The organism is Undibacterium sp. Dicai25W (assembly GCF_049340505.1).
GTDB lineage: Bacteria > Pseudomonadota > Gammaproteobacteria > Burkholderiales > Burkholderiaceae_D > Undibacterium > Undibacterium jejuense.
Map to the genome: position 1 here is coordinate 194,266 of NZ_JBMPOQ010000002.1, position 21,041 is coordinate 215,306.

The window sequence follows — 21,041 nt, forward strand, 5'->3', positions numbered from 1 at the left end:
CAACCTACAACGATGACCTACAACAAAGACTTGCATTCAATAATTGATCTCATTTTTTTTCGACCGCTTGCGCCACTCTTACTGATTGCATGCGCTGCATTAAAGCGACCATATCATGGGCATAGCGTTGCGCCTGCTGCGCATCCAGGACTTGCGTATCATTAACTGGCGCACCGGTTGCTAATTCCAGATTAAATTCGATGATGTCATCACCGTCGCCTTCTACTACTGTCATGCGACCGCCATGTAAATGTAGAATTTGCTGGCAAATCGGCAGACCTAAACCAGGGCCTTTTGCTGGTGTACCACCTGGTTTAGAACCGCTGGCTTTTTTATCTTTAACGTATTCTTCAACCTGATTAAAAGGCACAAATAATTTTTTCTGTAACAGCGATTTACTGGCAAATTGCCCATGATTACGCAGGCTCAGAATGACGTGCGTACCTGTACAACGCAAGACGATTTCTAACCGCGATTTTGGTAATGCATGACGCGCCGCATTGTTGATCAACTCGCGTAAAGCCCGCGTAAGCCAGATGCTACTTCCATACACAGGAGGTAATTCAGCATCAAGACCATCTAAATAGATTTCCAGACCACGCGATTCCAACTGCTTATTCTCGGCATTCAAAGCGCTTGTAATCATGGTTTCAAAAAGCAAACGTTCCTGATCAACCAAAGGTGAAGTTCCAAATAGTTCTGCCAACATTTCGATTCTTTGCAAGCGTTCTGAAATCGCTTTGCCATTTTCTACCAGACCTTGCATTTCAGGCGAACTATCCTCTTCTGAAAAAAAATCCAGTTGTTGAGCGAACTGATGAATTGGTCGTGCCAAATCAATCCTGATGAATTCGTAGAAATTTTTTAAGGTCATTTCATAAAATTGTTTTTCAGTCTGAATGTGTGTCACGATTGCATACTGATCGGCTATTGGTAACGGCATCAGTTTGGCGATGCAGCCAGCGGGACTACCCAATTGTGTTGGCAGTGGGACACTCAAGGGTGCTTTACCAAATCCTGCTGCTAAATCGCGTACACCTTTGACTATCCGTGGATCAGGAAAAGGCATACCGATTTTGGCAGAAAATACGGTATTTCCTGGATCATTGACGTATTGCACGATGCCTTCTTTGTTCACAATGGCAACCCCATCGCTTAAAGCATCAAAGAAAATTTTCATCTGGGCATTCATGATTTGCTCCTGCACATTTTCCATGTTTCTACATGCTTACTGATCGCTTTTAATAGCTGAGGCAACACAACCGGTTTTTTGTAGCATTCGATTACTGAAGGTAGTCCACCCAAGTCATCCATTTCTTGTTTCGATAATCTGGTTGTGACGATGATCCTTATCGTTTCAGACCAAGAGTGTTTACTCAATGTCGCTAAAAATTGAAAACCATCCACATGTGGCATCACGACATCGGTAATCAACAAATGTGGTGGTGCTTCACCTATTCGTATCAGGCTTTCGAGAGAATTTTTAATTGATAAAACTTTGATGGGAGCGCCGGGCATGCTGGCGTAAAAGTCAGTCAGACTTGTATGCAAAGGCTGATCATCCACAACCAAAATATCAAATGTCTCTCCAGCATCCACAAAGGGAAAGCGCGCGGTACACATCGCATCGACAGAACTCTTGAATATCCGCCGATGACCTCCAGGAGTTTTCCAGGCATGAAGGCGACCTTGCGCCACCCACATTTGCACGGCTCTGATGCTGACCTTGAGAACTTCAGCGGCATCACGGGTCGATATTGTTTCAGCATCTGGAGCAATTTTCAGGTCGCTTTTCATGACGTACCTCGCTTCGCTTTTTTCATACTATTCGTTTATTTCGTATTTACAAGGAGCAACATTTCAACAATTGTTAAATCTATTTATAAGGAATATTTAATAAATAACTTGCTTTAAAAAATATTTCCGATCAGGCTAATTTGACCTTCGACATCTAGGAAACACATGTAATTAGCAAAAAACATACATAACGAAATTCCCTTTTGCCTCTTCAAAGCCAGTTACAATCACGGCTTATGCATATTTTTTAAAAAGTTTTTATGGCACGCCTGCAATTAGAATTTCCTGAAGACCAGTACTACTTTTCCACACCCCTGACAGTTCGGGTGACCGATATCAACGGCGCAAATCATCTCGGCAATGATTCAATGATTTCTATGATTTCGGAAGCTCGGGCACGATTTTTGTTTGAATTTGGTATTCGCGAAACCGCACAAGAAGGTATTGGTATTATCGTGACTGATCTGGCAACGACTTATAAGGCCGAGGCGCATGCGCGTGATCAATTGCTATTTGAAGTCGGAATGATGGATTTTAATAAATATGGCGGCGATATTATTTTCCGCATCTCTCGCCCCGCCAACCAGACCTTAGTCGCGATGGCAAAATCGGGTTTTGTTTTCTTTGACTATCAGGCTGGCAAAGTCGTAGCAATGCCGGACGATTTCAAGGCAAAATTTTCCCGCGTTAATTACATCGATTAGATAAAACCCAGCTAGATTGATTGTCCACCAGCACTTATGGCCTCAGAAGGATTGCTATGCAAGTAGTTACAAATATAGTTGTCGCACTCATCGCAGTTTTACATGTGTACATTCTGGTATTGGAAATGTTTTTGTGGGAAAAACCAGCAGGATTGCGTGCATTTCGGCAAACCAAAGAGTCTGCAGCGGCGACAAAAGTACTAGCTGCAAACCAAGGCTTATATAATGGCTTTTTAGCGGCCGGATTGTTCTGGGGTTTGCTGTTGGGTGCGGCTGGTCAAGATGTAAAAATTTTTTTCCTGTCTTGCGTGTTTATCGCTGGCGTTTATGGCGCTGCGACCGCCAGCCGCAAGATTTTGTTCATACAGAGTGTTCCGGCGGCAATCGGTTTGATATTAGTTTTTCTGGCATAAGCCACTACAAAAATGGCAGAGTGATCTCTGCCATTTTTTGTTTCCGAGCCAATGCGACAATGACTATATAAAAATTACAAATACAGCATGCGGTGTCGTTCTTCTTCGGAAGGTTCGATATTACGCTCTTCATAAAACGCATAAATCGCGTCGACAATATTGGCGGGTTCATCAATTAATTGCACCAGATTCAGGTCTTCTGGCGCAATCATGCCATTACCTGCCATCTGCACTTTAATCCATTCGAGCAAACCACCCCAAAAGCTTGTCCCAATCAATATCACCGGAATGCGCCGGGTTTTTCCCGTCTGCATCAAGGTCAAGACTTCACTGACCTCGTCCATGGTGCCAAAACCGCCGGGATAAACCACGTAGGCATCAGCGTATTTTACAAAGGCGACTTTACGTGCAAAGAAATGACGGAAAGTCAGGCTGATGTTTTGCCAGGGATTGCTTTTTTGCTCATGTGGCAATTCAATATTGAGACCTACAGAGGCCGATTTACCCTCATAGGCACCTTTATTAGCCGCCTCCATAATGCCAGGGCCGCCTCCAGATACCACTGCAAACCCTTCATCGGACAAGCGGCGCGATAAATCGACACAACTTTGATAATACGGGTCATCCGGCTTGATTCTGGCTGATCCGAAAATCGTCACCGCAGGACCAATATTTGAAAGGCGCTCGGTAGAGTCGATAAACTCTGCCATAATCGTGAACATATGCCATGATTCACGCGCTTTTAAGGCAGTTGCCTTATCTTTGTCAATAATCTGGCGCAACCTAGTCACATTTTTTCTGTTCTCGTTCATATGCAAAATACCCTGTTGTTAGTTGATGGTTCCAGCTATTTGTACCGTGCTTTTCATGCTATGCCTGATCTGCGCAACCCGCAAGGCGAACCCACTGGTGCCATTTACGGCATGATCAATATGTTACGCCGCCTGCGTAGCGACTATCCGGCAGCATACATGGCGTGCGTATTTGATGCAAAAGGCAAAACATTCCGCGACGATTTATATCCGGAATACAAAGCACAACGAGCACCGATGCCTGACGATCTGCGACTGCAAATTGAACCTATCCATGAAGTCGTCAAAGCCATGGGTTGGCCAATTCTGATGGTCGAAGGTGTAGAAGCCGATGACGTGATCGGCACACTGGCGGTAGAAGCCAGCAAACTCGGTATGAATACCGTGGTATCAACAGGTGATAAAGATCTGGCGCAACTGGTCAATTCACAAGTCATGTTAATAAACACCATGACCAATGAAAAAATGGATGAGCCTGGTGTCTTGGCAAAATTTGGCGTACCACCGAACCGCATCATCGACTATTTGACCCTGATTGGCGACACCGTCGATAACGTCCCGGGCGTGACAAAGTGCGGCCCCAAAACGGCGGTCAAATGGCTGACAGAGTTCGATAGCTTAGATGGTGTGATCGCGAACGCTGACAAAATCAAAGGCGTGGTCGGTGATAACCTTCGTGCGGCACTTGAATGGTTACCACGCGGTCGTGAATTGATTACAGTAAAAACAGATTGCGACCTTGCCGCACATTATCAATCGATACAAGCGAGTCTGGTATCGCAAGCAGAAAGCAAAGAAGCAATGCTCGCTTTCTTCACGCGCTATGGTTTTAAAACCTGGTTACGTGAATTATCCGGCGACGCCACAGCTGGTGCAACGCCACTTAGCTCTGGATCTGCATCTGCCTCTTCGGGTAATACGCCAGCACAAGCGGGTTTATTTAATGAAGACGCAAACGCTAATCAAAGCGAAGCGAAAGTCGTTATTAAAAACTATGAAACCGTGTTGACCGAAGCGGCATTGGATGAATGGATTCATCGCATCAACGCCGCCAGTTTAACCGCCGTGGATACGGAAACCACCTCATTAGAACCAATGACAGCACAACTGGTTGGCATCTCACTGTGTTGTGAAGTCGGACACGCTTGCTACATCCCCGTCGCACATAATTACGGTGACTGTCCAACACAGCTATCGAAGGCATTAGTGTTAGAAAAACTCAAGCCATGGCTGGAAGATGATAGCAAAGCAAAGGTCGGTCAAAATCTGAAATACGATACGCATATTTTTGCGAATCAAGGTGTACATTTGCGTGGTATCAAACACGATACCTTGCTGGAATCCTATGTATTTGAGTCGCATAAATCGCATGATATGGATAGTCTGGCTTTACGTCATCTCGGCAAAAAGACCATCAGCTTTGAAGAAGTGTGCGGCAAAGGCGCTGCGCAAATATGCTTTGATCAGGTTGATCTGGAACGCGCTACCGCCTACGCCGCCGAAGATGCTGACATCACGCTGCAATTGCATTTGGCGATGTGGCCAGAGATAGAGCCTGACGCAAACCTGCAGCGCGTTTACCACGACATCGAATTGCCAACGTCTATCGTTCTGCAAAAAATTGAACGTAATGGCGTGCTAATCAACAAAGACCTGCTGGCGACGCAATCGAACGAAATTGGCAAACGCTTGTTAGAGCTGGAAAACAAAGCCTATGAACTCGCAGAACAGCCGTTCAATCTAAATTCCCCAAAGCAGTTAGGTGAAATTTTCTTTGGAAAACTTGGTCTGCCGGTCGTCAAAAAAACGCCTTCCGGTGCGCCATCAACCGATGAAGAAGTATTGCAAAAACTGGCTGAAGATTATCCCTTACCTAAAGTGCTACTAGAATATCGCGGTTTGGCAAAACTCAAATCGACCTATACCGATAAGTTGCCTAAGATGGTCAACACCAGCACAGGCCGTGTTCATACCAATTATGCGCAAGCCGTTGCAGTAACCGGTCGATTGGCTTCGAATGATCCGAACTTACAAAATATTCCAGTCCGCACAGCGGAGGGTCGCCGCATCCGTGAAGCGTTTGTAGCCGCTCCTGGCAATGTGATTATCTCTGCCGACTATTCGCAAATTGAATTGCGTATCATGGCGCATATTTCTGGTGATGCGAGTTTGCTCAAAGCGTTTGCTGATGGCGAAGACGTACACAAGGCAACGGCATCAGAAATTTTCGGTGTATCGTTACCAGAAGTGACCAGCGAACAACGCCGCTACGCCAAGGTCATTAACTTTGGCCTGATCTATGGCATGAGTGCATTTGGACTAGCGGGGAATCTTGGTATAGAACGCAGTGCTGCGCAAAACTATATCGACAAATATTTCCAACGTTATCCAGGCGTCGCGCAATATATGGCTGATACACGCACCAAAGCCAAGGCACATGGCTACGTCGAGACTGTATTTGGTCGCCGTCTGTGGCTGGCAGAAATCAATAGCCCAAATGGTCCACGCCGTCAGGGTGCGGAGCGTGCAGCGATTAACGCGCCTATGCAAGGTACAGCTGCCGATTTAATTAAACTGGCAATGATTGCGGTACAAAATTGGCTGGAAGCGGATCACTTGCAATCTAAAATGATTATGCAAGTTCACGATGAATTGGTACTCGAAGTACCTGAATCTGAACTCGAACTAGTCAAGAAAAAATTGCCAGAACTGATGGCCAATGTCGCTCAATTAAATGTGCCGTTATTGGCTGAAGTCGGCGTCGGCACAAACTGGGAAGAAGCGCATTAAATCTGCCTGAAATTCAAAAAGCCGTGCAATCAGACAATGCTGACTGCACGGCTTTTTTTATGATGCAAAGTTTATTTCTTTTCCTTCAACCATTCTGCATGCGCAGATTCAGCAGCCTTAATTGCCCGATCAATGTGCTCTAGAGAACGATGACGCAATTCACGTGCATCCGGATTATCTTCTTCTTTGTCGATATCAGCATGTGCTTTTTTCAGCGTTTCGATTGCTTTCAATAAACGGCTGCCGTGTTCTTTCACGTCGACACCAGGATGATCATTGAGGTTCTTACCGTCATCAATGGATGCGCGTTTGATTTCATTGATCGCAGCATCAATTTCATTAATGCCTTTATCTTCGCCTGCATAAACTTTAGCGTCGCCCGCTTGGTGATACAGAAACCAGCGTGCTGTGCGCAAATCAGTCAGTGCATGTAAATAAGCTGGATGTTTACCAGGTACCATTTGCGCCATCGACACAAAAGGGGACAACCCAACAACGAGTGCAAAAGGGATCAGGCATTTTACGAGTTTGCTCATGGCAATTCCTTTAAACAAATTTTAAGAAGTCATTTTGATCATGCGCCGAACTGCGATAATGAACATCAAATTCCATCATTTATTGATCGGTGCAGTGCTACCATTAACGGTCATTAAGAAAGGCGGTTGACATTGAATATTCTTGTCTCTGCCATCATCTTCACCGCTAAAATTTGACCAAACTGAGAATCATAGCCTTGCAAAAAACCATTTGTCATATTCAGAATGCATCGACTTGTATCAGGAGTATTACAATATGCTTTTATGGTGTGAGGGAGAATTTTGAAAAAAATTTGGGTGCAGTTGCAAGCCGATACGCTTTGCTAATAAAGTCATTTTTGCGACAAACCTTCACTCACTAACAAGGAATCCCGTAGCACTTCAACTGCATTCATCATTCATATTATTTATCTCATTATGCTAACCATTCTCCAAGCCGATTTACAACAAGTGCAGCATGCAGACGATTTGGTATTGATGCTAAATACCTATGCCAGCGACCCCATGGGTGGTGGCGAACCGTTATCAGATTTTGCACGACAAAACCTGATCGCCGAGTTACAAAAGCGCCCAAATATTCGTGGCTTTCTCGCCTATCAGAATGATCAGGCGGTTGGATTTGCCATTTGCATAGAGGGCTTTTCTACGTTCGCTTGTAAGCCTTTACTGAATATCCATGATTTTGGGGTACATCCCGCGTTCAGGGGACAAGGAATCGCCAAAAAATTATTAAGCTTCATCAGCAACTTTGCACAAACCAAAGGTTTTTGCAAAATCACGCTGGAAGTATTACAGGGCAACGCGCCAGCACATGCTTTGTATATAGATCAGGGATTTACCAGTTATGAATTAAATCCTGCCATGGGTGGGGCAATCATGATGCAAAAAAAGTTCACTTAGCAATGAACAAATACAGTACGAAGAACAGGATGATCTGTTCCGTGTTTTGGAGGCAATTTCCTAAATAAATTGATGCCTGCATGCACCTGCCGTAAAGACAGCAATTACAATGTTGTTCGACATTCATGCGGATTAAGAGATATTTCCTCATTCAGGTTTAGTAATAAATAAAAAGTAATAAGCAAAGCGGATCGACTCAACAACATCGTTTAAAGGAAAACAAATGACTATTGATTTCAAAGGCAGAGTTGCAATTGTGACTGGAGCTGGTGGCGGTTTAGGGCGTGAGCATGCATTAGCACTGGCGGCACGCGGTGCCAAAGTAGTCGTTAATGATCTTGGCGGTGCGCGCGATGGCTCCGGGTCATCGTTAACCGCAGCACAAGCAGTCGTAGAAGAGATACGCGCTGCTGGCGGTGAAGCAATCGCCAATGGTGCTTCCGTGACAGATTTCGCCGCCGTGCAAGCGATGGTCGCAGAGACGATCGCGCAATGGGGTCGGGTCGATATCCTGATCAATAACGCAGGGATTTTGCGCGATAAAAGTTTCGCCAAAATGGACATTGATGATTTCAAACTCGTTATGGATGTCCATCTGATGGGTGCCGTACATTGCTGTAAAGCGGTGTGGTCAGTCATGACTGAACAAAAATATGGTCGTATCGTGATGACGACTTCATCATCAGGCTTATACGGCAACTTCGGACAATCGAACTATGGTGCGGCAAAACTGGCGTTGGTAGGATTGATGCAAACCTTGTCGTTAGAAGGCGCCAAATACGATATTCGCGTCAATAGTCTGGCACCTACCGCAGCCACTCGAATGACAGAAAGCTTATTCCCTGCCGAATTTTTACAGGCACTCAAGGCCTCAGACGTGGTACCCGCAATGTTGGTGCTGGCAGCCCAGGATGCGCCAACCCGCGCCATCCTTTGTGCCGGAGCGGGTAGTTTTGAAGCAGCGAATATCACGTTGACGCCTGGAATATGGGTCGGTCGCGGTCAAGATGCGCCTGAGCAACTCGCTGCCCGTTTGGCAGAAGTACGCCAGCGCGAAGGCGAAACTGTGCCTGAAAGTGGTACCGCTCAAGGGCATCTGGAATTGAGCAAGGCCATGAGTAAAATGCAAAAAAATTAAGAAGTTCTTGCCTATATGAGTTTCGTTCGCTTGTATATTTAACAAGCGAACGAAATTAATACTCCACCTGAGTATAATTCTATTTTTGGCAGCTTCCTCTTATTTTATAATGGGATGAAATATATACTCCCCCTATTTTTCGTATTTTTGCAGTCCTAAACAAAACAGATTGCTGACGCCAGCGAAAGTCTGTGCCAAACTAAGCTCATGACACTCACAGAATTAAAATATATTGTCGCCGTCGCCCGGCAAAAGCATTTCGGTCATGCAGCAGAAGCTTGTTTTGTTGCACAACCGACGCTGTCCGTTGCGATCAAAAAACTCGAAGATGAGTTGGGAGTGACCATATTTGAACGTGGTGGAACAGAAGTTTCAACCACGCCACTCGGTGCGCAAATCGTCGCGCAGGCCGAGCGGGTTCTTGAGCAAACTGCTGCAATTAAAGAGATTGCTAAACAAAACAAAGATCCTCTCGCCGGCTCTTTCAGACTCGGTGTGATTTATACCATTGGCCCTTACCTGCTGCCAACTTTAGTCAAAACGATGATACAGCGCGTGCCGCAAATGCCGCTGGTGTTGCAGGAAAATTTTACCGTCAAACTCATAGAACTATTACGCCAGGGCGAATTGGATGCGGCGATTATGGCTTTGCCGCTCCCCGAACAAGGAATGATGGTTCAACCGTTATATGATGAGCCCTTTGTCGTTGCCATGCCCAAAGATCATGCTTGGACCAAACGCAAAGAAGTTTCGTCAGAAGAATTGAAATCAGAAACCATGCTGTTGCTTGGCAATGGCCATTGCTTCCGCGATCAGGTGCTGGAAGTGTGTCCGGAAATGGCTCGTTTCTCAACCACAGGTGACGGCATCGCCCGCACCTTTGAAGGCTCATCCTTAGAAACCATACGCCATATGGTGGCGTCAGGAATAGGATTAACGGTGCTACCAATCGCATCAGTACCCGACATGGAAACCACTGATGGCATGTTGCGTTACGTGCGCTTTGCCAAGCCGGTTCCGGATCGCCGCGTGGTGATAGCCTGGCGCAAGAGTTTTACCCGCCAGGCTGCGATAGAAGCGATACGCGAAGCCGTACTCGCCTGCGACCTGCCAGGTGTCACCATGTTAAACGAAAGCGCCAGCGCGCAATAAAGTCGTGACGCAATTTTTACTAACACACTCTTCTCTTCGTTGATTATTTTTATCAACCATGTATAGCCACAAGTGCTTTATGCTCCCACTCAAATTGGTAGGGAGCCTCAGCGCTTTGCCTTAGTGTTTGAGATAGTTGGATCAAGAAGAGTTTCGATAGCAGCCGAAACAAGCGCCAAGAATTAACCGATTTCAATTTCTTATTCAGCGACGAAGATGCTCATTGACCCCATTACTACGCCTCGCCTGAGCTTATGTGTTTTGAAACCAGAACATGCGAGCATACTACAGCACTACCTGCAAGAAAATCGCCAGCATCTCGCCCCTTGGGAGCCTATCAGGGATGATCGCTATTTTGAACTAGCGCAATGCGAGGAGCGTTTGCATCAACAATTGCAACAAATGGCAGCAGGGAATGGTGTGTTCCTGGCGCTGATGTGTGACCAACAAATGATAGGCAACTGCCATTTCAGCAATATCGTTCGTGGCGTATTTCAAGCATGCCATCTCGGCTATGCGATAGCACATACCCATCAAGGAAAAGGCTATATGACTGAAGCACTAAAGGCGGCCATTCAACATATGTTCGAACAAGAAAAATTGCATCGCATTATGGCAAACTACCTGCCAGAGAATGTGCGCAGTGCAGGTGTTTTAGAACGCCTTGGTTTCAAAAAGGAGGGTTATGCCAAGTCCTACCTGAAAATCAACGGTGCATGGCGTGATCATGTACTGACCGCATTAATCAGCACGACGATGCCTGAATAATCTTGGTTCAGGATTATCATCAAAAAGATTATAATGTTGTCTTTTTTAAACTTTTTAGATTCATTTCGGTCTCCCCCCCCCCCCGTTCAATGTTTGCAGAGAGCTTGCTTCAACATGCTATTGCCCCGTCTTTACTACTCTTACGCCATCCTATGCTTACTCTTTATTTCACCACTAAGCATTGCGCAAACCAATACGAATAGTTCCGTTGATACGAACTTACCGCAAAATCGACCACGCATTGCCTTAGTACTCTCGGGCGGTGGTGCGCGTGGGTTCGCCCACATAGGCGTATTGCGTGCACTAAGGCAAATGCGTATTCCGGTCGATATCGTCGTAGGGACAAGTATGGGTGCCGTCGTTGGTGGTGCCTACGCTGCCGGACGCACACCAGAAGAGTTGGAAAAGACGGTACATGATACCGACTGGGATAATGTCCTCTCAGATCGACCTGCCCGTACCGATTTAGATTTCAGACGTAAAGAAGAAGATACACTGATTCCGACCAGGATAGAATTTGCGGCAACCAAGAAAGGCGTATTTCTACCTCCGGCGGCGGCTGGCAACGCAGCCTTAGAGAACGCATTGACACAATTGCTCCCCGAGGGCATGCGTGACCATCCGGTAAATCAACTGGCCTTACCTTTTCGTTCAGCCGCATCTGATTTATTAACGGGTGATCTGGTCGAGCTGGATAACACGCCATTGCTGGCAACCATGCGCGCCTCTCTTGCGGTGCCAGGTGTTTTTGCGCCGGTACGTATTAAAGAAAAGCTCGTCGTCGATGGTGGTTTGGTCAGTAATCTTCCTGTAGAAATGGCGCGGGCAATGGGTGCAGACATCATTATTGCAGTCAATGTCGGGACACCTTTAGCCAAAGAGCATCAATTGCAAAGTGCCGTCGATGTGGCAACGCAAATGCTGCAAATCCTTACCGAACAAAATGTGCAACGCTCAATCAAGCAATTAAAATCCGATGATATTTTAATTTCGCCCAGTCTTGATGGCATTAGTTTTCTTGATTTCGCCCAATATCCACGCGCCATCAAAGCGGGAGAAAAAGCCGTTGAAAATTTAAAAGAAAAATTGCAAAACCTGAGCATTTCTCAGGAAAAATTTTCATCCTACGAAGAGCATCGTTTATACGCCGGATCAATCACTAAAACACCCATCACAGCATTGCCGGTTGCAAAGATCGAAGTTGAGGGCACGCAATACATCAACCCAATTGCTTTGATTTCTCAGACAGGATTAGAGGAAGGTCAGGTACTGACTCAAGAACAAATTCGTAAGGCAACAACGCGACTTTATGGTCGGGGAGATTTGGACAACGTCGAAACCATGATCAGCGATAAAGATGGTGAACGCAGTGTTCTGATTAAACCAACTGAATCGAATTCCAGTCGCAATCGACTGCGCTTCGGAATGGAACTCGCCAGCAATTTTTCTGACGAAAATAGTTTTTCCTTAGATTTGTTACACGTCGCTTCCTCACTTAATTCATACGGAGGGGAGCTACGTACGTTGGCAAAAATTGGTAGTGTCAGAAAATTCAAAACACAGTTCTGGCAACCTTTAGCACCCGCTTCCCAGTGGTATATTGCGCCAGCAATCGAATACAGCGCCCGTAACCAAAATATTTATGATAGCGGAGTCAAGATCGCCAACAGAGAAATCAGCAACACCAGCGCCACATTTTTAGTAGGACGACAATTCGGCAATTGGGGAAGTCTTGAAGCGGGTATAGAGAGAGGGTATAGAAAGATTAACTCGGAATTATCATCAGACCCTGAACAAACTTTCGATCCTAATCTGCGCTTTTTTGACACTACCCAAATTATTAATTTTAAAGTAGACACACTCAATTCGCTCGCTTTCCCTACGCAAGGCAGTTACGTCAATGCCATTTGGCAAAGATCACCAAGCAAAGTCTCAGGAGAACCTTCCACAGCGGAATCCACCATCAGTGCCTTGCGGGCATTTGAATATGGTGACTGGTCAGGACACATATACGGTGAGTGGTCGCGTACACAAAACAAAGATCCGGATACACCTCTGGGTGGTTTTCTGAGATTATCAGGATTACCAACGAACTCGTTAAACGGCGATAGAAGTGTGTTTGGGCGGATCGTAGTTGCACGTAAAATAGGTGCACTGCCCAGCACAGTGGGTGGCGCGATCCGCTTTGCCTTGTCCGCGGAAGTCGGAGGTACCTACGGTACGACCGAACCTTTTAGCAGAGGTATTTTAAAGCAGGCTGGTAGCGCTAGCTTGTCAGTCGACACCCGCTTTGGCCCACTGTTTTTTGGTGCTGGAGCAACCCGTGGCGCGGGCTCCGCCATCTATCTTTTCTTAAGCCCAATCTGGTGAGTCGTACGTGGGAGTTCAGGCTTCGTCTCTGGACGGCGTAAAGCAGTCAAGGCAGAAAATTCCCATGATTGGAAACCAACCAAGAGCGTAAAGCCATCGCGCTCTTCTGGTTTTAAGCGGCGATCATCTTGCTGCAAACGCGCCAGTTCCGCAGCGAGATGCTGAATTTTTTGCACAATTTCCATGGCGCTGCGGTCTGAAACCCTTGCTGGTACGCAAAGCAAGGTTTCGCCAGTGTGATTAAAAGTACCTTTAAAATAATCACTCACGACGTGATCACGGAAAAACTGCTGCACGGGGCCGTCGGGGCGCCAGTGAAACGCAGGCGAAACATTCAAGCGATAGCGATTATTCGGACGTAATTCAATCAACTCCAACTTATCCAGTGCAATCAAATGCAGGACACATTCGGCCTGACTCAACTCATAAGTTTCAACAATTTGTTCCAGTGTCCAGTGACCTAGGCAAGAAATAGCGACCAACAGAAGCTTGGCGTCTGCAATCAGAGATTTTTCCTGTTCCAGCGTTAAGGTATCAGAATGCGGTGTCACATCCGCGGCTTGGCGAAACACGTCTTCCAATGCGATACCGGCTGCTTTGCAGATTTCTGCCAGGCGCGATAAGTTCATGTCCTTTTGGCCGAACATACGCTTTACGCTGGACTCGCTCATCCCTATGCGTTCAGCCAGAATTTTGTAGGTCACTCCAGCAGCCCGAAGCTCAGCGCGCAATACATTCAGTAATAACTCAGGTGAACTCATGGCTTCCCTTTAAAATTGAGATTTTGAAACAATAGCATCAAATTTCGATACCATAGATACTGTTTTCTAGACCTTAGAACATTTTACTAGTCCGAAGTTTTATGAATTGCGACACTACGCTCAGCAATCAATATTCTTGAATTTTAAGTGAGTAACAACTGTCTGACCAAGCCAACGTGGTGTTCTGGTCAGACATTTCTCTGACGTAGTTGAGCACTTGCTTGATTACTGTGAGCGTAGCGGGTGAATCGTGTCTCCTCCACCATTTACCCGCTGAATCCCAACATCAGACATGGAAGGTGTTTATGAAAACGATCATCCGCTATAGCGCCTGTATTCTGGCCACAGGTATCGTCTTTGCTTCCGGCTACATGCTTGGACAACAGCACGGGATAGAGCAAGTATCGAATCGTCACCTGACAGATATGTCGAATCTAATCAGCGATTCCGAACCAGCAGAAAAAGACCTGATCACGCAAATGCCACGCCGCAAACCTTCGATGTTGATGTGAATTTCTCAGTTGCTTTAATCAATTCGCTTCTGCGTGTGCGGATCAAATCTGTGCATGCTATCAAAGGTAAATCCTGCCGTCGTCTTCTGCCCAACGCTCACTGGCGTTCCCACAGGTGCACGTACAACAACTTGCTGACCGGCGCAGCGTCCATGAATCAATAAATCGGCACCTAAAGACTCCACCAGTTCGACCTCAAATGGTAAGCCAGGCATACCGATAAATAAATGTTCAGGACGCACACCGAGTATAGTTTCGGTATCGGCCTCAGTCTGACGTTGCAGATGCAAAGGATGGAATGGCAATTCGAATTTAACCTCGCCTATCGTCATCCAATGTCCATCGCTACTGATTTTACCTTGCAGCAGATTCATTGGCGGCGAGCCGATAAAGCTCGCTACAAAACTCGTGGCTGGCCTGGAATAGACTTCATCTGGTGTACCAATTTGCTCTGCCACGCCACCATTCATCACAATCATGCGCTGCCCTAAGGTCATCGCTTCCACCTGATCATGCGTGACATATAAGCTGGTCGTTGCCAATGCTTTATGCAGTTTCTGAATTTCCAGGCGCATTTGCACACGTAACTTGGCATCCAGATTTGACAATGGCTCATCAAACAAAAAGACCGCTGGTTCACGCACAATTGCACGCCCCATCGCTACTCGCTGACGTTGGCCACCAGACAGAGCGCGGGGCGTACGATCGAGTAAATTTTCCAGTTCAAGAATCTTGGCGGCCTTATTAACGCGGTCTGTAATTTCCAGTTTTGAATAACCGCGTATCTTCAAGCCATACGCCATGTTTTCAAAAACACTCATGTGCGGGTACAGCGCATAGTTCTGAAACACCATCGCAATATCGCGGTCTTTTGGCTCCAGGTCATTGACGACTCTGTCACCGATCACTACATCGCCTTCGCTAATTTCTTCGAGACCAGCGATCATGCGCAACAAACTCGACTTACCGCAGCCTGAAGGACCAACGATAACGACAAACTCACCATCATCAATATCGACAGAAACACCATGAATCACATTCACTGCTTTTTTGCCGTGACCGTATATTTTTTTTACGTTTTTTAAGTGGACTTGTGCCATCTTCACTCTCTATACAAATTCTTTATTTTGCGGGTTGCTCGCTGCGAAAAAAAGCCATTATTTTTCTGAGTCAACCAATCCTTTGACAAACCATTTCTGCATCAAGATGACAATCAATCCCGGTGGCAGCATCGCCAACAATAGAGTGGTCATGACCAGATTCCATTCGACAGCAGCGTCGCCACCAGCAATCATGCGCTTAATCCCGACACCAATCGGATACATATTTTGGTCAGTCGCCACCAACAACGGCCATAAGTACTGATTCCAGCCATAAATGAACATGATCACAAACAGTGCCAGCAAATTAGTACGTGATAAAGGCCAGATCACATCTTTAAAGAAGCGTAATGGTCCCGCGCCATCGATGCGCGCAGCTTCGGCCAGCTCGTCAGGAATTGTCAAAAAAAACTGCCTGAAAAGAAAGGTCGCTGTTGCTGAAGCAATCAGGGGTACAGTCAAACCGGCGTACGAATTGAGCATACCAAGATCAGAAATGACTTTATAAGTCGGATTAATCCTGACTTCGACTGGCAACATCAGGGTCAGAAAGATCATCCAGAAAAATAAACGTCTGCCCGGAAAGCGGAAATACACCAAAGCAAATGCAGACAACATAGAAATCGAAATTTTTCCAACGGCAATCAGCAATGCAGAGGCAAGGCTTACCCACAACATACGCGCAACCGGATTAATATCTACATTGGCACTCGCACCGCCATTGAGCACTGTCACAATGTTATGCCATAGCTGATCGCCGGGAATTAAAGAAATCGGTGCTAGTGCTGCCTGGTCGGAGGTTTGCGTGCTGGCGACAAATGCAATGTAAATCGGAAATGCAATCAGCAACACACCAAAGATCAAGACGAAGTGACTCAGCGCATCCAGAAAAGGTCTACGTTCTATCATGTTCAATACTGCACTTTCTTTTCTACATACTTAAACTGCACTACTGTCAGCACAACCACGATCAACATCAAAATAACAGACTGCGCCGCAGCGCTACCAAGATCACCGCCTTTAAAGCCATCATTAAACACTTTAAACACCAGAATCTCGGTTTCTTTACCTGGACCACCCTGCGTCGTGGCTTCTACGATCGCAAATGTATCAAAGAACGCATACACAATATTGACGACTAACAGAAAAAAACTGGTCGGTGTCAGTAAAGGCAGAACGATAGAAAAAAAACGCCGAACCGGTCCGGCACCATCAATTGCGGCTGCTTCAATCAAGGATTTTGGAATCGACTGCAACCCAGCAAGGAAAAATAAAAAGTTATAGCTGATCTGCTTCCACACTGCCGCTAACACGATCAAAATCAACGCATGCTGGGCATTCAGCAAATGGTTCCATTCAATACCAACGTGGCGCAACAAATGGGCAACAACACCGAGCGTAGGATTAAGCAAGAACATCCATAAAACACCGACAACAACGGGCGACACGGAATACGGCCAGATCAACAACGTTTTATAGACAGCTGCACCGCGTACCACGCGATCAGCAAACACGGCGAGAAGCAAGGATATGCCCAGCCCCAATACCGCCACCAACACGGAAAATATACCCGTCGTTTTAAACGAAGTCAGATAGCTGGGGTCGGCAAATAAGGTGTTGAAATTATCCAGCCAGACAAACTCACTGGACAATCCAAATGCATCTTGTAGCAAAACTGATTGATATAGCGCTTGTGCTGCCGGCCAGAAAAAAAATAAAACTGTCACAATGAGCTGCGGTGCCAATAAAGCGTAGGGCACCCATCGTGAGCGAAAACGCGCTCGTTTTTCCAAGAATCACCTTCTGATAAAAATAGTCAAATCAAGACAATCGATACAACCGATACAACCGATACAATCATTAAGCACGATATTAGTTGCAGTATCGAACTTAAAAAGTCCCCTCACTTTTAGTGTCATCGCGAAAGCATTTGCTTGTACCCAGCGCAAAAGCTATCGCGACGATATCATGAGGTCGCTTATTTATTAGCTTTTTCGAAGCGAGATAATAAATCATTACCCCTTGTTACGGCTGCATCTAAGGCTTCTTTCGCTGTCTTTTTTCCGGTCCAGACAGATTCCAATTCTTCATCAATCACAGTACGGATTTGTGGAAAGCTACCCAGACGGATGCCACGTGACTTATCTGTCGTTTTTACCACCATTTGCTGAACCGCGACTCCTGTGCCTGGATTTTTTTCATAGAAGCCAGATTTTTTAGTCAATTCATACGCAGCCGTGGTGATTGGCAAATAGCCCGTTTCTTGATGCCATTTAGCTTGTACTTCGGGTTGCGATAAGAACTTATAAAATTTAGCAACACCTTTGTATTCTTCATTCTTCTTACCACCCATGGTCCATAAAGAAGCGCCGCCAATAATCGTATTTTGTGGTGCCCCTGGTACGTCGGAATAATATGGTAAAGCACCCACACCAAATTTAAATTTCGCATTTTTGACGATCACGCTATAGACAGAGCTCGATGAAGTCAGCATCGCGCATTCACCCGAATAAAACTTCGCATCAGCTTCGCTCTTACGGCCTGCATACACAAAGTAGCCTTGCTTAGCCCAGTTCGCCATATCTTCGATATGTCTGACATGCAGAGGGCTATTGAATTTCAGACGCGCATCGAGTCCACCGAAACCATTATTTTTTGATGCGAAATCAACGTTATGCCATGCTGAAAAATTTTCCAGCTGGATCCAGGTTTGCCAACCAGTGGTGTACGGGCATTTACTGCCAGCGACTTTCAGGCGTGCCGCATCGGAAATCATTTCCTGCCATGTTGTCGGCGGTTTGTTCGGATCAAGCCCTGCTTTGGCAAACAACTCTTTATTATAGAAAAGCACCGTCGTTGAACTATTAAATGGCAACGACAGCATCTGGCCGTTTGGTGCCGTGTAATAACTCGCCACTGCCGGAATATATACAGATGGTTCAAACTTTTCGCCAGCAATTTTCATCACTTCGGATACTGGCTTGATGGCGCCTTTGGCATACATCATGGTCGCCGTACCGACCTCGAATACTTGTAAAATATCTGGCGCATTTCCAGCACGAAAGGCAGCGATCGCGGCCGATAAAGATTCATCGTATTCACCTTTGTAAACCGGGGTAACCTTATACTCAGACTGGCTTTTATTGAATTCATCGGCCAGGTTATTGACTCTGTCACCCAGAGCACCTGTCATTGAATGCCACCAACTTATTTCGGTTACTGCTAAGGCGGGAGCGGCTTGTGTCAGCATCAACGCGGCCGAGGCAGCCAAGCCAAATTGTCGTAAAAATTTCATGTAATTTCCTGGAGTACAGATAATGAGCAGGACACTTGCAATAAATGGTCATCAGCAAGGCTCTTAAGGGTGTGCCAGTTGAAACCTTCACCTGGGCGCATTCAGCGCCTGGTTTGCAAAATACCTGATTAAATAAATAGATCGGCTAAGATAGCATTGAGACCACTTGATGTATAGAGGACTTATAATTCCATTTGATTGAAACAACAAACAAGTAAAAATGAACGCTTTTGTTACCCGTTGTCATTGGTATGTCAAATTAGTACGCTTAGATAAACCCATAGGAATTTTATTGCTATTGTGGCCTACTCTGGTGGCGCTGTGGTTTGCTTCCGCCGGTAAGCCAGATTGGAAACTTGTCTTCATTTTTAGTGTTGGAACCGTCTTGATGCGGTCCGCAGGTTGCGCGGTCAATGATTTTGCAGATCGCGATTTTGACAAGCACGTGAAACGTACTGCGGAGCGGCCACTGACGAGTGGCAAAATTTCAGGTAAAGAAGCACTGGCGGTGGCTGGAATTTTAGCTCTGATCTCGTTTGCGTTAATCCTGCCTTTGAATACATTAACCAAGCAACTTTCAGTGTTTGCGGTATTGATCGCCGTAAGTTACCCGTATTTCAAACGCTTTTTTGCACTCCCTCAGGCTTATTTAGGGATCGCGTTTGGCTTTGGCATACCTATGGCTTACGCGGCGGTTCAAAATGCTGTTCCTATGAGCGCCTGGATATTACTGCTTGCCAATGTATTTTGGTCGCTTGCATATGATACTGAATATGCGATGGTCGATCGTGATGACGACTTAAAAATAGGCATCCGTACTTCGGCAATAACGTTTGGTCGCTACGATGTGCTGGCGGTGATGTTGTGTTATGGCGCAAGCTTCTCCTTGATTTCTGTGATAGCGCACCAATATGGTTTAAGTAGCTGGTTTTATATGGGGATGGGAGTTGCAGTAGTTTTTGCGCTCTACCATTACACACTCATACGTGAACGTGATCGCATGCGCTGCTTCGCAGCGTTCAGGCATAACAATTGGCTGGGAGCCGCAATCTTTGCTGGTGTTGCACTTGACTATGCATTAAAGTAAAAGTCTGTATTTGCACAGGCAAGCAAAATTCCTGGCAGGATATCTCATCCGCCCCTGCAGTTTGACCAGAACATGGTGCCGGATGACGTAAGGTGAATATAGCAACAATTGCATTGTTTTTTGATCTACCGCAAGTGTCGCAAGTCGAGTTGTACCTAGACTGAATCTGGATGTTTTATCTAAAACCAATTTAAAGGAACGAAGATGAGCTCTGTAGAACAGCAAAAAGACAAATTAATGGACGATTTGCATCAGGTCATACGTGATGCCGAAGACATGCTCAAAAACACTGAGCAACAATCTGGTGAAGGCTTTAAAGCAGCGAAAGCACGCTTTGAGCATACTCTGCGAAATGCCAAAGCTGAATTGGCTCGCGTTGAAGAAATCGTTGTTACCCGCACCAAAGACGCAGCCCGCGCCACGGATGTGTATGTCAAAGAAAACCCATGGCAATCTGCTGGTATCGCAGCCGGCGTGGGATTGCTAGTAGGGTTGTTGATCGGTCGCAATAAATAAATATGGCGATTCTTGACTCGCTAGGCCAACTGGCGGCGACCTTCATTGGCATCGTCCATACCAGGCTGGAACTGGCATCAGTAGAGATCGAAGAAGAATTGGGACGTTTTTTCTCACTTCTGCTTTGGTCTCTCGTCGCCCTTTTTTGCGCTTGTTTTGCGCTAGTTTTGCTCGCGGTACTGTTAATTGCGGTATTTTGGGAAAGTCACAGAATTATTGTCGTTACCGGCATGATTTCTGTTTTCTCCGCTGCTGCGCTGGGTTTGGGATTTTGGTTGAGGGCTCAGTTTGTTAAAAAACCGCGTTTACTTTCGCTCACATTATCAGAGCTAAGCAAGGATGCCTCTGCACTGCATGGCAATTCTTCACGCTCACCGATAGATTAACGAA

21 protein-coding genes are annotated in these 21,041 nt (G+C 46.0%); 12 read left to right on the forward strand and 9 right to left on the reverse strand.

Features of this window, described 5'->3' with window-relative positions:
- Window positions 1-49: 49 nt before the first annotated feature.
- Entirely contained in the window at window positions 50-1,192 is a 1,143-nt protein-coding gene (locus tag ACO0KY_RS03930; RefSeq protein ID WP_423044451.1) for a sensor histidine kinase, read from the reverse strand.
- Window positions 1,189-1,797 (reverse strand): response regulator, encoded by a 609-nt coding sequence (locus tag ACO0KY_RS03935; protein WP_423044453.1) that lies wholly within the window; start codon window positions 1,795-1,797, stop codon window positions 1,189-1,191. The genes ACO0KY_RS03930 and ACO0KY_RS03935 overlap by 4 nt, the downstream gene beginning before the upstream one ends.
- Window positions 1,798-2,057: 260 nt before the next feature.
- Here ACO0KY_RS03935 and ACO0KY_RS03940 point away from each other — a divergent pair, with 260 nt between their 5' ends.
- Window positions 2,058-2,501, forward strand: coding sequence for a thioesterase family protein (locus ACO0KY_RS03940; protein ID WP_186911417.1), 444 nt, complete (start codon window positions 2,058-2,060; stop codon window positions 2,499-2,501).
- 56 nt (window positions 2,502-2,557) lie between these two features.
- Complete coding sequence (locus ACO0KY_RS03945; RefSeq protein ID WP_423044456.1) at window positions 2,558-2,914, forward strand: DUF1304 domain-containing protein; 357 nt, start codon at window positions 2,558-2,560, stop codon at window positions 2,912-2,914.
- A 74-nt stretch (window positions 2,915-2,988) separates the two neighbouring features.
- Here the strand turns inward: ACO0KY_RS03945 and ACO0KY_RS03950 are convergent, their stop codons facing one another.
- Complete coding sequence (locus tag ACO0KY_RS03950; protein WP_423044458.1) at window positions 2,989-3,726, reverse strand: TIGR00730 family Rossman fold protein; 738 nt, start codon at window positions 3,724-3,726, stop codon at window positions 2,989-2,991.
- Here ACO0KY_RS03950 and polA point away from each other — a divergent pair, their 5' ends adjacent.
- Window positions 3,727-6,516, forward strand: coding sequence for a DNA polymerase I (gene polA, locus ACO0KY_RS03955; protein ID WP_423044460.1), 2,790 nt, complete (start codon window positions 3,727-3,729; stop codon window positions 6,514-6,516). It begins immediately after the preceding gene.
- A 71-nt stretch (window positions 6,517-6,587) separates the two neighbouring features.
- On the opposite strand, the gene ACO0KY_RS03960 is transcribed toward polA, so the two are convergent.
- A complete protein-coding gene (locus ACO0KY_RS03960) occupies window positions 6,588-7,052 on the reverse strand; it encodes a hypothetical protein (RefSeq protein ID WP_423044462.1) in 465 nt (154 codons plus the stop codon).
- A gap of 417 nt (window positions 7,053-7,469) precedes the next feature.
- On the opposite strand from ACO0KY_RS03960, the gene ACO0KY_RS03965 reads away from it, so the two are divergent.
- The 5 genes from ACO0KY_RS03965 to ACO0KY_RS03985 all read left to right on the forward strand — a co-directional run bounded on the left by ACO0KY_RS03965 (window position 7,470) and on the right by ACO0KY_RS03985 (window position 13,380).
- Window positions 7,470-7,952, forward strand: coding sequence for a GNAT family N-acetyltransferase (locus tag ACO0KY_RS03965; protein WP_423044464.1), 483 nt, complete (start codon window positions 7,470-7,472; stop codon window positions 7,950-7,952).
- 223 nt (window positions 7,953-8,175) lie between these two features.
- Complete coding sequence (locus tag ACO0KY_RS03970; protein WP_423044466.1) at window positions 8,176-9,090, forward strand: SDR family NAD(P)-dependent oxidoreductase; 915 nt, start codon at window positions 8,176-8,178, stop codon at window positions 9,088-9,090.
- Window positions 9,091-9,297: 207 nt separating this feature from the next.
- Window positions 9,298-10,242 (forward strand): LysR substrate-binding domain-containing protein, encoded by a 945-nt coding sequence (locus ACO0KY_RS03975; RefSeq protein ID WP_423044468.1) that lies wholly within the window; start codon window positions 9,298-9,300, stop codon window positions 10,240-10,242.
- A 216-nt stretch (window positions 10,243-10,458) separates the two neighbouring features.
- Entirely contained in the window at window positions 10,459-11,010 is a 552-nt protein-coding gene (locus ACO0KY_RS03980; protein ID WP_423044470.1) for a GNAT family N-acetyltransferase, read from the forward strand.
- Between the two features lie 114 nt (window positions 11,011-11,124).
- Window positions 11,125-13,380, forward strand: coding sequence for a patatin-like phospholipase family protein (locus tag ACO0KY_RS03985; RefSeq protein ID WP_423044472.1), 2,256 nt, complete (start codon window positions 11,125-11,127; stop codon window positions 13,378-13,380).
- Here ACO0KY_RS03985 and ACO0KY_RS03990 read toward each other — a convergent pair.
- A complete protein-coding gene (locus ACO0KY_RS03990) occupies window positions 13,353-14,141 on the reverse strand; it encodes a helix-turn-helix domain-containing protein (protein WP_186911406.1) in 789 nt (262 codons plus the stop codon). The two genes, ACO0KY_RS03985 and ACO0KY_RS03990, sit on opposite strands and share 28 nt — an antisense overlap.
- 305 nt (window positions 14,142-14,446) lie before the next feature.
- On the opposite strand from ACO0KY_RS03990, the gene ACO0KY_RS03995 reads away from it, so the two are divergent.
- Window positions 14,447-14,653: a hypothetical protein gene (locus tag ACO0KY_RS03995; protein ID WP_186911405.1), complete on the forward strand. Its 207-nt coding sequence runs from the start codon at window positions 14,447-14,449 to the stop codon at window positions 14,651-14,653.
- Between the two features lie 14 nt (window positions 14,654-14,667).
- Here ACO0KY_RS03995 and ACO0KY_RS04000 read toward each other — a convergent pair whose 3' ends face one another.
- The 4 genes from ACO0KY_RS04000 to ugpB all read right to left on the reverse strand — a co-directional run bounded on the left by ACO0KY_RS04000 (window position 14,668) and on the right by ugpB (window position 19,048).
- Window positions 14,668-15,753, reverse strand: coding sequence for a sn-glycerol-3-phosphate import ATP-binding protein UgpC (locus ACO0KY_RS04000; RefSeq protein WP_186911404.1), 1,086 nt, complete (start codon window positions 15,751-15,753; stop codon window positions 14,668-14,670).
- Between the two features lie 57 nt (window positions 15,754-15,810).
- Window positions 15,811-16,662: a sn-glycerol-3-phosphate ABC transporter permease UgpE gene (ugpE, locus tag ACO0KY_RS04005; RefSeq protein WP_186911403.1), complete on the reverse strand. Its 852-nt coding sequence runs from the start codon at window positions 16,660-16,662 to the stop codon at window positions 15,811-15,813.
- Window positions 16,663-16,664: 2 nt separating this feature from the next.
- Window positions 16,665-17,546: a sn-glycerol-3-phosphate ABC transporter permease UgpA gene (ugpA, locus tag ACO0KY_RS04010; RefSeq protein WP_186911402.1), complete on the reverse strand. Its 882-nt coding sequence runs from the start codon at window positions 17,544-17,546 to the stop codon at window positions 16,665-16,667.
- Between the two features lie 185 nt (window positions 17,547-17,731).
- A complete protein-coding gene (ugpB, locus tag ACO0KY_RS04015; protein ID WP_186911401.1) occupies window positions 17,732-19,048 on the reverse strand; it encodes a sn-glycerol-3-phosphate ABC transporter substrate-binding protein UgpB in 1,317 nt (438 codons plus the stop codon).
- A 220-nt stretch (window positions 19,049-19,268) separates the two neighbouring features.
- Here ugpB and ubiA point away from each other — a divergent pair, with 220 nt between their 5' ends.
- From ubiA to ACO0KY_RS04030, 3 genes are all read left to right on the forward strand, one after another.
- Window positions 19,269-20,135, forward strand: a complete 867-nt coding sequence (ubiA, locus tag ACO0KY_RS04020; RefSeq protein WP_423044476.1) for a 4-hydroxybenzoate octaprenyltransferase — start codon at window positions 19,269-19,271, stop codon at window positions 20,133-20,135.
- A 204-nt stretch (window positions 20,136-20,339) separates the two neighbouring features.
- On the forward strand, window positions 20,340-20,651 hold the full coding sequence (locus ACO0KY_RS04025) for a DUF883 family protein (protein WP_422999325.1): 312 nt from the start codon (window positions 20,340-20,342) through the stop codon (window positions 20,649-20,651).
- A gap of 2 nt (window positions 20,652-20,653) precedes the next feature.
- Window positions 20,654-21,037 (forward strand): phage holin family protein, encoded by a 384-nt coding sequence (locus ACO0KY_RS04030; RefSeq protein WP_186911398.1) that lies wholly within the window; start codon window positions 20,654-20,656, stop codon window positions 21,035-21,037.
- Window positions 21,038-21,041: the final 4 nt, after the last annotated feature.

What these genes read in the sequence shown, in the direction of transcription:
- ACO0KY_RS03980 (WP_423044470.1), top strand. Translation starts at nt 10,459, where the DNA reads ATGCTCATTGACCCCATTACTACGCCTCGCCTGAGCTTATGTGTTTTG.
- ubiA (WP_423044476.1), top strand. Translation starts at nt 19,269, where the DNA reads ATGAACGCTTTTGTTACCCGTTGTCATTGGTATGTCAAATTAGTACGC.
- ACO0KY_RS03970 (WP_423044466.1), top strand. Translation starts at nt 8,176, where the DNA reads ATGACTATTGATTTCAAAGGCAGAGTTGCAATTGTGACTGGAGCTGGT.
- ACO0KY_RS03995 (WP_186911405.1), top strand. Translation starts at nt 14,447, where the DNA reads ATGAAAACGATCATCCGCTATAGCGCCTGTATTCTGGCCACAGGTATC.
- ACO0KY_RS04030 (WP_186911398.1), top strand. Translation starts at nt 20,654, where the DNA reads ATGGCGATTCTTGACTCGCTAGGCCAACTGGCGGCGACCTTCATTGGC.
- ugpB (WP_186911401.1), bottom strand. Translation starts at nt 19,048, where the DNA reads ATGAAATTTTTACGACAATTTGGCTTGGCTGCCTCGGCCGCGTTGATG.
- ACO0KY_RS03950 (WP_423044458.1), bottom strand. Translation starts at nt 3,726, where the DNA reads ATGAACGAGAACAGAAAAAATGTGACTAGGTTGCGCCAGATTATTGAC.
- ACO0KY_RS03945 (WP_423044456.1), top strand. Translation starts at nt 2,558, where the DNA reads ATGCAAGTAGTTACAAATATAGTTGTCGCACTCATCGCAGTTTTACAT.
- ACO0KY_RS03985 (WP_423044472.1), top strand. Translation starts at nt 11,125, where the DNA reads ATGCTATTGCCCCGTCTTTACTACTCTTACGCCATCCTATGCTTACTC.
- ACO0KY_RS04025 (WP_422999325.1), top strand. Translation starts at nt 20,340, where the DNA reads ATGAGCTCTGTAGAACAGCAAAAAGACAAATTAATGGACGATTTGCAT.
- ACO0KY_RS03940 (WP_186911417.1), top strand. Translation starts at nt 2,058, where the DNA reads ATGGCACGCCTGCAATTAGAATTTCCTGAAGACCAGTACTACTTTTCC.
- ACO0KY_RS03930 (WP_423044451.1), bottom strand. Translation starts at nt 1,192, where the DNA reads ATGAATGCCCAGATGAAAATTTTCTTTGATGCTTTAAGCGATGGGGTT.
- ACO0KY_RS03975 (WP_423044468.1), top strand. Translation starts at nt 9,298, where the DNA reads ATGACACTCACAGAATTAAAATATATTGTCGCCGTCGCCCGGCAAAAG.
- polA (WP_423044460.1), top strand. Translation starts at nt 3,727, where the DNA reads ATGCAAAATACCCTGTTGTTAGTTGATGGTTCCAGCTATTTGTACCGT.
- ACO0KY_RS04000 (WP_186911404.1), bottom strand. Translation starts at nt 15,753, where the DNA reads ATGGCACAAGTCCACTTAAAAAACGTAAAAAAAATATACGGTCACGGC.
- ACO0KY_RS03965 (WP_423044464.1), top strand. Translation starts at nt 7,470, where the DNA reads ATGCTAACCATTCTCCAAGCCGATTTACAACAAGTGCAGCATGCAGAC.
- ACO0KY_RS03990 (WP_186911406.1), bottom strand. Translation starts at nt 14,141, where the DNA reads ATGAGTTCACCTGAGTTATTACTGAATGTATTGCGCGCTGAGCTTCGG.
- ugpE (WP_186911403.1), bottom strand. Translation starts at nt 16,662, where the DNA reads ATGATAGAACGTAGACCTTTTCTGGATGCGCTGAGTCACTTCGTCTTG.
- ACO0KY_RS03960 (WP_423044462.1), bottom strand. Translation starts at nt 7,052, where the DNA reads ATGAGCAAACTCGTAAAATGCCTGATCCCTTTTGCACTCGTTGTTGGG.
- ACO0KY_RS03935 (WP_423044453.1), bottom strand. Translation starts at nt 1,797, where the DNA reads ATGAAAAGCGACCTGAAAATTGCTCCAGATGCTGAAACAATATCGACC.